Raw genomic sequence first — 11,758 nt, forward strand, 5'->3', positions numbered from 1 at the left:
CATGTCCCGCCCTCTGCTCTTCCTGCGTCCTGCTACCCAAGGCTTCAGCATTACCCTGTTGTTGGCGTTGGCCGGCTGCGGGGTGTCGCCCGCGCCGGATGTGGTCGCCCCGGTCGATACGGGCCCGCTCTCCGTGCTTGAGCCCTATCCCGTACCGGGCGCGCGGAGCAAACCCATGCCGATGCCCGCGCCGATGACCGCACGCCTGGCGAAGCAGGAGTCCGCAACGCTGGACTACCGCAGCGAACCCCGTGAGCAATACGCCAACCTGTCCGACAACCCGGTGCATCGCGTCGCCGAAACACCGGTCTCCACCTTCAGCGTGGATGTCGACACCGGCAGCTACGCCAACGTCCGACGTTTCCTCAATCAAGGCAGCCTGCCGCCCGAAGGCGCTGTGCGATTGGAGGAAATGGTCAACTATTTCCCCTATCACTATGCCCTGCCCACCGATGGCTCGCCGTTCGGCGTGACCACCGAAGTCGCCGCCACGCCGTGGAACCCGCGCACGCAACTGCTGCGCATCGGCATCAAGGCGTCCGACCGTGCCGTGGCGGAGCTGGCGCCGGCCAACCTGGTGTTTCTGGTGGATGTGTCCGGCTCCATGGACCGCCGCGAAGGCTTGCCGCTGGTGCAAAGCACGCTGAAATTGCTGGTCGATCAACTGCGCGAGCAGGACCGCGTGTCGTTAGTGGTGTACGCCGGTGAATCACGCGTGGTGCTGCCGCCCACCTCGGGCCGCGATAAAGCCAAAATCCGCAACGCCATCGATCAACTCACCGCCGGCGGCTCCACCGCGGGCGCGTCCGGTATTCAACTGGCCTACCAGATGGCCCGCGAAGGCTTTATCGACAAGGGCATCAACCGCATCCTGCTGGCCACCGACGGCGACTTCAACGTGGGCATCAGCGACTTCGACGGCCTCAAGCAGATGGCCGCCGAGCAGCGTAAAAGCGGCGTTTCGCTGACCACCCTCGGCTTCGGTGTGGATAACTACAACGAACACCTGATGGAGCAACTGGCCGACGCCGGCGACGGTAACTACGCCTATATCGACACCCTGCGCGAAGCCCGCAAAGTGCTGGTGGACCAGCTCAGCTCGACCCTGGCCGTGGTGGCGCGGGATGTAAAATTGCAGGTGGAATTCAACCCGGCCCAGGTCAGCGAATATCGCCTGCTGGGATATGAAAACCGCGCGTTGAAGCGTGAGGATTTCAACAACGACAAAGTGGATGCCGGTGAAATCGGCGCTGGCCATACCGTCACCGCGCTGTACGAAATCGTGCCGAAAGGACAGAAGGGCTGGCTGGAGCCGCTGCGCTACGCCGTCGCGCCTGCCGCTGAAGGAAAATCCGATGAGCTGGCGATGGTGCGGGTGCGCTACAAGCCTGCGGCGGGCGGTGACAGCCGCTTGATCGAGCGGCCGGTTGGCAACGTATCCGCCAAGGCCAGCGACGATCTGCGCTTCTCGGCCGCCGTGGCCGCCTTCGCCCAACAGCTCAAGGGCGATGGCCGCTACACTGGCAGCATGAGTTTGAAAGACACCGCCGCACTGGCCCGCTCGGCGCGGGGTGATGATCCCTTTGGCCTGCGCAACGAATTTGTGCAACTGGTGGAATTGGCCCAAAGCCTGAAACACTGAACCCACATACGACAATGATCCAATGTGGGAGGGGGCTTGCCCTAATGCCAGTCAGTTAAGGCTTTGAAGGGGTAAAAAGTGACCTGTGGCGAGGGAGCTTGCTCCCGTTGGACTGCGCAGCAGTCCCATTCTGTGTAAACAAAGAGAGGGGCCGCTTCGCGGCCCAACGGGAGCAAGCTCCCTCGCCACAGATACAGTGTTGTCCCTTAACTGACTGGCATTAGGGCTTGCCCCCGATAGCGGAGTGTCAGTCAGCTTATCGATATCTGGCCCACCGCCATCGGGAGCAAGTCGAATCGTCGCACCGCCCCTCCCACAGTTAGATCAGCTGCGGCTGACAGAAAGGAGTTCACCCATTAGATGGCCGTACCCGACAAACCACCCAGCGACGAGTCCCTGCTGGCCCGCTACCGCACCGGCGACGCCGCGGCGTTCGAAGCCTTGTACGCGCGCCATCGCCAGGGCCTGTACCGTTTCCTCGTGTCGCTGTGCAACAAGGCCGAGCTGGCCGAGGAAATCTACCAGGAGACCTGGCTCAGCCTGATCCGCAGCAGCACTCAGCCACAAGGCCGGGCGAGTTTTCGCACGTGGTTGTTCCAGATTGCCCGCAACCGCTTGATCGACCACTGGCGCAAGCACGGCATCCACAACCCGCTGCACGACAGCTACGATGAGCAACTGCACGCCCAGGCCGACGACAGCGCCGGCCCTGAGCAACAGTTGAGCCTGAGCCGCGACCAGGCGCGCCTTGACGCGGCCCTGCAAGACTTGCCCGAAGACCAGCGTGAAGTGTTCCTGCTGCGCCTGCATGGCGACCTCGAAGTTCCGCAGATTGCGGCGCTCACCCAAACCCCGCTGGAAACTGTAAAAAGTCGCTTGCGCTACGCCCAGCAGAAATTGCGTCGCCTGCTGGCCGAGGAGGTACCTGTATGACTGACTCCCGACACACCCCTGACGACGAGCTGATCGAGCATTTCCGTCAACACAGCACGGGCGAGCCGCCTGCTTCGCTCGACGCCTTCATCCTCAACGCCGCCCGCCGCGAAGCCCCGGCACCGCAACCGAACCTGTGGCAACGCTGGCTGCACGCCTGCCAACGCCCGCGCTGGCAAATGGCATTCGCCACCGTGGCCGGCCTGGCACTGATGATCGGCGTGGTCATGCGCTCGCCGGTGCCGCAACCGGAAATCTCCACCGCGACGTTCTCCGCCTTGCACGAAGAAGCCGCACGGCCCGCACCTCCAGCGCTTTCCGCACCGGCGCCGGCACCCGCGCCAATGGCCCGAATCGCCACCGCGCCCCAGGCCGAACGTGCGCCGGTTCAGGCTGAAATTGCCGGCGCGCTGGCAGATCAGTCCATGGCAAAAATGAGCAAGCGCGCACCGGTTGCACTGCCTTCGTTGGAGGAGGGGCTGCGGGAAATTATCCGGTTGCGTGAGGCGGGGCAAACCAAAGCGGCGGACGAACAGTTGCTGGCGTTGCACGAGCGTTTTCCCGACGAAGATTTGCCGGCGAGGTTGGAGGCCCTTCACAAACAGTGATTCGGCTCGCGTGGCAGGTTGTGCAAATTCGGGCGCTCGTTTGTATCTCCGGGTTGCCATACCTGTCCGGTATGTGAGTTTTGGCTGCCTGGAGAGAGCGCTGGCGTCGATCAACTGACAGCGCTCCTGGAAAAGGAGATGCAGGTGGTGGGTTCACTTTCCTTGAAAGTAATCAACCAACTCGCGTGCACTGGGGCACTGCGGATGCTGCGCTGCGCGAACGATACTGAAATCGAAGTGCTTGATCATTTTTTTGGCGAACGCTGGTTTATTGCCGGGTCCTGAGACGCCTGTGACTTTGGCAATTTCTTTAAGGCGATCATAGGGTTTGTGGAGGGTCGCTTCAGGATAGGGCTCATGATACTGCTGCTTCAGCCAGTTGCTCATTGCCTGGCTGTCAGCGAGGAACCATGCCTCGAGGGCTTTTACTGCGATGAATATGGTTTTGACTTTGGCGTTGCTTATACGGTCACGAACGACATCAGCCGAGACCTCTTCCTCCAGATCGGTGAGAACGTAGATTTTGCTCACCGCCTTCATCTCTAACACCTGAATGAACGCATCAATATTGTGTGGAAGAAGGTTCCCACCTCCTTTCGCGTCAATCACAGGGGCTACCAGCTCCTGTCCGCAGTCACTCAGGAATTTAGTGAAGTTTGCGGACTCGACCACGATCCTTTCACAGTCGCCTTCCACGATAAAACCAACTTTCACCACGGAAGCCCCCCATTAAGCAGATTCGTCAGCCATGCGGTGTCCAGAGGGATCTGGGTTTTATCCACGCCGGATTCCGCAGCGCATTTGACGCCTGTACGGCCTTCGATTTTATTCACAAGCCAAAGCTCCTCCGGATTCAAGTTACGCACTACGGACTCACTGTGCGTAGTAATGAAAACGGGATGCTCAACCGTCGCGTTGTCACGCATGAGCGTAACGAGTTCGCCGATGGCTTTCGGATGAATACCGCGTTCAGGTTCTTCAATAATGGTCAGACCCGCCTGAGCCGTGCGGCTCAACACGGCGGTCATGATGCACAGGGCATAAATAGTACCGTCGGAAATCAAGCGCGCAGGAAAGTGAGTTCGGGTGCCTTCTTCTTTGAATGTGATGACCGTAGCACTGTCGAGACGTTGTTTTTCAGTCGAGACATTTTCCAGACCGGGCACAATCAGCTCAATCCACTCGAGGACTTGGGTTCTGAAATCGTCGTCCTTTTCGAGTACGGAGAGCATGGTTGCGACGTTTCGACCATGGCTGTCCAACATTGTGGCATCGGCGGTCGAGCTGTCCGGCTCTTTTGCAGCCATTGGATCAATGCGAAACACCCGTATGTTTGTAAGGAACTTATAGAGCGGTGAGTTGCTGAACAACATCAGTGCCGTCATGTCTTGAGGGTATTGCAGAAGCGGTGTGAGTGGAGAGTAGCCAGAAAGCGTCAGTCGTGTTTCGCCGTTTTGGCGCCGGTCAATGCACAGCTCTCCATTGACCTTCAGGCTTTCAATGACCTGAGGGGTTTTGTCGATATCAATAAGCTTGAGCGCGTATTCAAATTGTTCACTATCGATCTCTATTTTTATTTCAAAGGACAGTGAAGTTCTTTTTTCTTTGCGGTATTTGAAACAGTGGATTTGTTGGAAACCACCGAAATCGCGAATGGCGGTAGCCGCTCCGCGCTTTACAACGGCACCGAAGAACGCCAGGGCATCGGTAATATTACTTTTCCCGGCGCCGTTGGAGCCAGCCAGGGCGGTAAAGGGTGTCAGCCCCTCAAGCGTCAGACTTGTGAGGCTTTTGAATCCTTTGATAGTGATTGATTCGATGTTCATGGCAATTCCTTCGACCTTTACCGGCGGTCGTCGCACGACGTGTAGTCACGTCGCTTGCTTATTGAGCTTCAAAAATACGGGCTCACGCATGATATAGGCGTTCAGCGGCAGACGTATATTCTGCCCACAAAAAAGCCCCAGGCCTGTCGACCTGAGGCTTTTTTACACCCCTCCGTATTGCTGGTGCCAAGCCACCGTGTCGGTGACGGTCTGTTCCAGCGCGCGAAAGCTCAGGCCAAGCTCCTTTTCACTCTTGCGGTGGTTGAACGAGGTACGGTGCTCCTCGCGTATCAACAGCCGCAGGGTCGCCATGCTCAGCAAAATGGGTTTACCGGTGAGGTAGGCGTAGGTCTCTTGCACGGCGGCCAACAGGTAAAGCACGGGCAGTGGCAGTTGTCGGGACGGTGTTTTCACATCGGCGATACGTCCCAGCAGCGGGACTAACTGGCGCATGGTCAAGTTGCGGCCGGCCGCGAGATAACGTTCGCCGCGTCGCCCGTACTGGGCGGCGGCAATGTGGGCCCAGGCCACATCGCGGGCGTCGACCAGCGAAAAGGTGCCGGGGATCAGCCCCGGCAGCTTGCCGTTGATCACGTCCTTGACCAATTGCCCCGAGGACGTCGGCCCACGGTCGCCCGGCCCCCACATCCAGCCGGGCAGTACCATGCACGCATCCATCCGGGGATGGGTTTGCAGAAACCTCATTACTTCACGCTCAGCGAGGATTTTGCTGCGGTAGTAGTCATCCGCATCGGCTTCGGCGCGCAGGCACGTTTCATCGATAGGCGTACCGGGTGCGCCGTCGAGCACGGCAATCGAAGAGGTGTGCACAATCCGTCTGACCCCTGCGTCGTAGGCGTGCTGGAGCAGCGCTCGTGTGCCGGTCACGTTGATCTGTTCGAGCGCGTCCCAGTGGCTGCCGCCCTTGTAGTTATCGCGAAAGAACGCCGCGCAGTGAAACACCGTGTCGCAGCCCTGCAGCGCCGACGCAAAGGCGCCGACATCGGCCATGTCGCCCACTACCCATTCCACGCCCGGCAGGTCGCTGAACTGCTGTTCAGCCTTGGTTTGCGAGCGCACCAGGGCCTTGACCGCGTAGCCGCGTGCAACCAACTCGCGGACCAGGTTGTTGCCCAGCAAGCCGGTGGCGCCGGTCACGAAGGTACTGCGCAGACGGTGGGGATTTGTGTTCATACAGGCCATACCAAGTATTCAGAAGGCCGCTAGATATACCGCTGAGACCGCGTGTGAAAAACGGCGACTGCTGCATAATGGCTTTGCATATTTGCAGACCAGGGATGAGCACGGGTATGGCGTCGCAAGCAAATTGGGATGATCTTCGTCTGCTGTTGGCCGTGTCGCGGCGTGGCAGTTTTCTGCAAGCGGGTCAGTTGCTGGGGGTGGCGGCGTCCACCGTTTCTCGGCGCTTGACCCAATTGGAAGCCGCCCTGGGGGAGCCGCTGGTGGAGCGCGGGGTCGAGGGCTGCTGGCTGACCTCACGCGGGCAATCGTTGGTGGACGTCGCGCTGGCGGCCGAGGCCGGCCTGCGCCGCCAGACGATGGTCGAGGGGGACGGGACGCAGGCCGCGCTGAGTGGCACGGTACGGGTCAGTGCCGGCGAAGGCTTTTCGGCCTCGATACTGGAAGCGGCCAATCGTTTTACCGCCCTGCACCCTGGCTGCGCCGTGGAATTACTGGTCACCACCGACTTTCACAAGATCGTGCGCGGCGTGGCCGACATCGCCGTGCGCACCGCGCATCTGGGCGAACCTTCGCTGATCTATCGAGCGCTGGGCACACTCGACTACGGCGTGTTTGCGCAGGCTGCTTACCTGCAGCGATGCCCAGCGCTCACCCCCGCCACGGCGGCCAGTATCGCCTTGCTGCCGCCGCTGGACCTGTTGCCGCCCATGCGCGCGGCGAAGGCGGCGGGGCTGGACCATGCCGCGATCCGCGTGAGTTCGTTCAACGTGCAGCTTGAATCGGTGAGGCGCGGCATGGGCGTCGCGGTGCTGCCGCGTCTCCTGGCAGAGGGCCTGAGCGAAATTTTCCCGGAGATTGAACTGCCGTCGCTGGACGTCTACCTCGTCACCCGGCCCCAGGCGTTGAAACAGGCGCACATCCACGGGTTTTTCACCCTGCTGGAGCAGGTGCTGCGCGAGGCCCTGGCAGCATAGCTATCTCCCCACTGTGGTGAGCGGGCAAGCCCCAATGCCGATCAGTTAAGCGAACGCAATGCTCAAGGCAACGAAGATCCCCTGTGGGAGGGGGCTTGCTCCCGATAGCGGTGAATCAGTCACGTAGATATCTACTGACCCACCGCTATCGGGAGCAAGCCCCCTCCCACATTGGATCTGCGCGTAACTGACTGGCATTGAGGCAAGCCCGCTCACTACAACAGCCCATCTCAGCGCCGCGCATCGATGGCCATGCGCACGGCCAGGCCGGCCAGCACCGTGCCCATCAGCCAGCGCTGGACCAACTGCCATACCGGCTTGCCCGCCAGGAACGCCGCGATGGAACCCGCCATGATCGCGATCACCGCGTTGACGCTCACGCTGATCATGATCTGGGTACAACCCAGCACGATGGACTGCATCAGCACACTGCCGTGGCCGGTGGGGGTGATGAACTGGGGCAGCAACGACAGGTACATCACCGCCACTTTCGGGTTCAACAGGTTGGTCACAAAGCCCATCGTGAACAACTTCCGTGGCCCGTCGCGCGGCAGCTCACGCACATGAAACGCCGAGCGCCCACCCGGCTTGAGCGCTTGCCAGGCCAGGTACAACAGGTAGAGCGCGCCGCCGAGCCTGAGCGCGTCATACGCATACGGCACCGCCATCAGCAGCGCGGTGATACCCAGCGCCGCACACAGCATGTAAACGACAAAACCCAACGCCACACCGCCCAGCGAAATCAGCCCGGCCAGCGGCCCCTGGCAGATCGATCGCGAGATCAGGTAGATCATGTTCGGGCCGGGCGTGAGCACCATCCCGAGCGAAATCAGCCCATACGCCAGCAGGTTCGACAGTTCGGGCATGGGTTAACTCCTGTAGGTACTTCGTTGCGCGGGTTGGATGCGCCTGATGGTAGGGCGGTCGGAGGGCGCGCGTTAGATACAGATGGAAGGACAAAACGTCATACAGGCGCGGTGGGCTGATTTAGACCGCGAGACGCAACGTCTCAGCGTCTCGTCGCGGCCTCGTGCGCGCTGACATGGCGCGTCTCATTGGACGGCGATAACGGCCATCCCCGGATACCCATCGGAGTGCTCTAAAAAACGCCTGTCCAGGGTTTTTTGCGGACCTGGCACCGGCCTTGCTCTGGCTCTGGCAACCCGCCCGATGCGCCGGTACCCACCGTTTCAAGGAGACTTCGCGATGAGCCTTTCGAACACCCCGCAACGCAGCATGCGTGCCGCTGTCTGGCACGGCCGTCACGATATCCGCGTCGAAGACGTTCCCCTGCCCGTTTCGCCGCCTGCCGGGTGGGTGCAGATCCGCGTGCAATGGTGCGGCATCTGCGGCTCCGACTTGCATGAATACGTGGCCGGCCCGGTATTCATCCCAGTCGACGCCCCGCACCCGCTGACCGGCATCAAGGGCCAGTGCATTCTCGGTCATGAGTTCTGTGGCGAGATCGTCGAACTTGGTGCCGGTGTGCAAGGCTTCAGCGTCGGCGAACCGGTGGCGGCCGATGCCTGCCAGCATTGCGGCACCTGCTACTACTGCACCCACGGGCTGTACAACATCTGCGAGAACCTGGCCTTCACCGGCCTGATGAACAATGGCGCCTTCGCCGAGCTCGTCAACGTGCCGGCCAACCTGCTGTACAAATTGCCGGCGAACTTCCCGGCCGAAGCCGGGGCACTCATCGAGCCGTTGGCGGTGGGCATGCACGCGGTGAAAAAAGCCGGCAGCCTGCTCGGGCAAAACGTCGTGGTGGTCGGCGCCGGCACCATTGGCCTGTGCACCATCATGTGCGCCAAGGCGGCGGGCGCGGCGCAGGTGATCGCCCTGGAAATGTCCGGCGCGCGCAAAACCAAGGCCCATGAAGTGGGCGCGACCCACGTGCTCGATCCCAACCAATGCGACGCCCTGGCCGAAGTCCGCCGCCTTACGGGCGGGCTCGGTGCCGATGTCAGTTTTGAATGCATCGGCAACAAGCACACGGCCAAACTCGCCATCGACCTGATCCGCAAGGCCGGCAAATGCGTGCTGGTGGGGATCTTCGAAGAGCCCAGCGAATTCAACTTTTTCGAACTGGTGGCGACGGAAAAACAGGTGCTGGGGGCGCTGGCCTATAACGGCGAGTTCGCCGACGTGATCGCGTTTATTGCCGATGGCCGGCTGGATATCACGCCGCTGGTGACGGGGCGTATTCAGTTGGAGCAGATCGTCGGCCAGGGCTTCGAGGAACTGGTCAAAAACAAGGAACACAATGTGAAGATCATTGTGTCGCCGGCTCGGGTCTGAGGGGCGCAAGTGAGGCAGGATCCATTGTCTGCCTCCTTGCCCGTCGAAATCACCCTGAGGTCGCGCGTGAGCGTGAAGTGGCGATAACCGCACCGCTAATGATCAACACCGCGGGAATCATTAGGATCGGCCTGGCATCGCTTTGCCCCATGGCAATCAGCAGCAGCGTGGAGAACAGCGGCGCCAGGTAAGACAGCGCGCCAAGCATCGACAGGTTGCCGTGCTTGGTCGCGTGGTCCCAGGCGAAAAAAGCCAGGCCGACCGGGCCCAGCCCCAGGCCGATGATTGCTCCCCACTGGCCTGGGTCAGGCCGCACCGTGGTTTCGAAAGCCAGGTGGCAGAGCCCCCCGGCTACCGCCACCAGCCCGCAAATCCCCCCGATGATGCTGCTCGGAACATGGCTGAAGCGCCGATTGAACACCGAATAGATCGCCCAGACCCAGGCGCAGGCAAAGGCAGCGGCGTAACCCATCACCGGCATCGACGCACTGTCATTCCGCGCCCGCAACTGCATGATGAAGGCCGTCCCCACTAAGCCGAGCAAAGCGCCCAGCAACTGGCGCTTGCGCAACGATTCGCCGGTGACAAAGCTCGACAGCAGCACGATCAGCAGCGGCCACAAAAAAGCAATCAGGCTGGCTTCAGCCGCAGGTGCGGCTTTCAGGGCAAAGAAATACAACGCGTGATAGACGAAGATACCGGCAAAGCCCGTTGCCCACACCGGCCAGGGCTGGCGCCAACTGCTGAACCCCGCAGCGCCACGCAGCCCCAGCATGCACAGGCTGGCCACGAACGCGACCGCGAAGCTCAACGCCAGCAACTGAAAGGCCGGGATCCCGACGGTCAAAGTGGTCAAAAGCGCCAGGGACGCCCACAAAAACACGGCAATCACCCCAATCAGCGTCGCACCGGCGGCGCCCTTGGTAAGGGTGATGGATGGGTTGGAAGTGCTCATGCAAACCCCGTCTGCGGATAAACCTCAAGCGGGAACAATAGAAAGCTCAGGCGAGCGAGTATTGATCAGACCCGCCAAAAAATTGTTCAGGGCTGCTATTTTTTTCAGTGGTGTCGCGCTTGTTTACGCACAGCGGCCGGCGTCATGTCGCGCGCTTTCTTCAAGGCATGGTTTAACGCACTCTGGTCGGCGTACCCGGCGCGATGCGCAATATCAATGATCGACAAAGACGTCTGGCGCAGCAGGTCAACGGCCAGATTCAAGCGCAAATTCGCGATATGCGCGAACGGGGTTGTATGCAGATGCTGCCCAAACAACACATATAATCGCCGTTCGCTGGTGCCCGCATAGCGCGCAATATCACGCACTGTCAGAGCGTTGCCCAGGTGCTGCTCAATATAGGCCAACGCCTTCGCGAGAATAAGCTGCCCAAGGTCATTCGGCGCCACGTCGGGCTGTAGCAAAGAGCCCAACAGCAACCGACTCCATGACTCGGCCATCGCAAGTGAACCGATCAACCGTGCCCCGTTGCTGCTGGCGTAATCGAGCAAATGCCGTATATCCGGCCTGACCGCAAAAAAGCGCTTGTCATTGAGCAGGTCAAATTCCGCGGCAGCGCTTTTATGCGCCTCGCCAAGGCCGGTGGGCACATCCACCACCAGGAAACTGTTATGGGTGTCGGCCAGAAAGGTATGCCGGGAGCCCGCCGAAATCACCACGCCCTGGCCCGCATCAACCTTGCCACCTCGCCCGTCGACTTCAATCTCCATCGACCCGGATTGGGAGAGCACTATTTGATGGAAGTCATGCTGGTGAAGCTCGACCTGACCGGAGTAGGAGCGTAGCCAGAGAGCGAAGGGTTGGGGGGTGGGGGTGCTCATCCGTGGGGGCTCCGGAGGGTGAGGGGGTATCGTACGTTAGTGGTTTGTTTGGATGCCAGGCTATCGTTGGGTGGGATTTGTGGAGGGGCGGTAGTGGGGAGCTGCAGAAACAAGAAAGCCCGCACGGGGCGGGCTTCTTGGGGTGTTTCGTAGACTGTCTGAGACAGCGCGAGACTGCTATATGGTGCACCCGGCGGGATTCGAACCCACGACCCCTGCCTTCGGAGGGCAGTACTCTATCCAGCTGAGCTACGGATGCTTGTGCGGGCGACATCATACCCATGTCGACCATGGGCGTCCATTCTGGCGTTTTGGCCGCCACGGTAGGCTGTTTCCGGTAAAAGATAGCTAATAGCCATCTTCTTTCACAACTGATTGTGCCGTACGTCCCTTTGTTTGCTTTGCTCTTGTGGCTTTAGAACCGCTTCAACGCCG

Annotated in this window: 11 protein-coding genes and 1 tRNA gene; 5 read left to right on the forward strand and 7 right to left on the reverse strand. The window is 60.6% G+C overall.

Going from position 1 to position 11,758, the window contains the following annotated elements:
• Position 1 precedes the first annotated feature (1 nt).
• From PSH66_RS00980 to PSH66_RS00990, 3 genes are all read left to right on the forward strand, one after another.
• Positions 2 to 1,642, forward strand: coding sequence for a VWA domain-containing protein (locus PSH66_RS00980; RefSeq protein WP_305428211.1), 1,641 nt, complete (start codon positions 2 to 4; stop codon positions 1,640 to 1,642).
• Positions 1,643 to 2,002: 360 nt separating this feature from the next.
• Positions 2,003 to 2,575, forward strand: a complete 573-nt coding sequence (locus PSH66_RS00985; protein WP_305428212.1) for an RNA polymerase sigma factor — start codon at positions 2,003 to 2,005, stop codon at positions 2,573 to 2,575.
• Positions 2,572 to 3,183: a hypothetical protein gene (locus PSH66_RS00990; RefSeq protein ID WP_141064892.1), complete on the forward strand. Its 612-nt coding sequence runs from the start codon at positions 2,572 to 2,574 to the stop codon at positions 3,181 to 3,183. The genes PSH66_RS00985 and PSH66_RS00990 overlap by 4 nt, the downstream gene beginning before the upstream one ends.
• A gap of 153 nt (positions 3,184 to 3,336) precedes the next feature.
• On the opposite strand, the gene PSH66_RS00995 is transcribed toward PSH66_RS00990, so the two are convergent.
• From PSH66_RS00995 to PSH66_RS01005, 3 genes are all read right to left on the reverse strand, one after another.
• Positions 3,337 to 3,900, reverse strand: coding sequence for a hypothetical protein (locus PSH66_RS00995; protein WP_305428213.1), 564 nt, complete (start codon positions 3,898 to 3,900; stop codon positions 3,337 to 3,339).
• The gene (locus PSH66_RS01000; RefSeq protein WP_141064668.1) at positions 3,894 to 5,009 is read right to left on the reverse strand and encodes an AAA family ATPase; all 1,116 of its coding nucleotides are present in this window, start codon (positions 5,007 to 5,009) and stop codon (positions 3,894 to 3,896) included. The genes PSH66_RS00995 and PSH66_RS01000 overlap by 7 nt, the downstream gene beginning before the upstream one ends.
• A 162-nt stretch (positions 5,010 to 5,171) precedes the next feature.
• Entirely contained in the window at positions 5,172 to 6,203 is a 1,032-nt protein-coding gene (locus PSH66_RS01005) for an SDR family oxidoreductase (protein WP_305428214.1), read from the reverse strand.
• A 116-nt stretch (positions 6,204 to 6,319) separates the two neighbouring features.
• Here PSH66_RS01005 and PSH66_RS01010 point away from each other — a divergent pair, with 116 nt between their 5' ends.
• Positions 6,320 to 7,186: a LysR family transcriptional regulator gene (locus PSH66_RS01010; RefSeq protein WP_305428215.1), complete on the forward strand. Its 867-nt coding sequence runs from the start codon at positions 6,320 to 6,322 to the stop codon at positions 7,184 to 7,186.
• Between the two features lie 230 nt (positions 7,187 to 7,416).
• Here PSH66_RS01010 and PSH66_RS01015 read toward each other — a convergent pair whose 3' ends face one another.
• Positions 7,417 to 8,052 carry a LysE family translocator gene (locus PSH66_RS01015; protein ID WP_003170926.1) on the reverse strand — a complete coding sequence of 212 codons (636 nt, stop codon included), beginning with the start codon at positions 8,050 to 8,052 and terminating at the stop codon, positions 7,417 to 7,419.
• 370 nt (positions 8,053 to 8,422) lie between these two features.
• On the opposite strand from PSH66_RS01015, the gene PSH66_RS01020 reads away from it, so the two are divergent.
• Entirely contained in the window at positions 8,423 to 9,487 is a 1,065-nt protein-coding gene (locus PSH66_RS01020) for a 2,3-butanediol dehydrogenase (RefSeq protein ID WP_225908637.1), read from the forward strand.
• Between the two features lie 49 nt (positions 9,488 to 9,536).
• Here PSH66_RS01020 and PSH66_RS01025 read toward each other — a convergent pair whose 3' ends face one another.
• From PSH66_RS01025 to PSH66_RS01035, 3 genes are all read right to left on the reverse strand, one after another.
• On the reverse strand, positions 9,537 to 10,442 hold the full coding sequence (locus PSH66_RS01025; RefSeq protein ID WP_305428216.1) for a DMT family transporter: 906 nt from the start codon (positions 10,440 to 10,442) through the stop codon (positions 9,537 to 9,539).
• Between the two features lie 104 nt (positions 10,443 to 10,546).
• A complete protein-coding gene (locus PSH66_RS01030; protein ID WP_305428217.1) occupies positions 10,547 to 11,323 on the reverse strand; it encodes an AraC family transcriptional regulator in 777 nt (258 codons plus the stop codon).
• A 182-nt stretch (positions 11,324 to 11,505) separates the two neighbouring features.
• Positions 11,506 to 11,582 (reverse strand) — tRNA-Arg (locus PSH66_RS01035).
• Between the last annotated feature and the right edge of the window lie 176 nt (positions 11,583 to 11,758).

Origin of the sequence: Pseudomonas sp. FP597 (genome assembly GCF_030687435.1) — a bacterium.
GTDB classification, from domain to species: Bacteria; Pseudomonadota; Gammaproteobacteria; order Pseudomonadales; family Pseudomonadaceae; genus Aquipseudomonas; species Aquipseudomonas lactucae.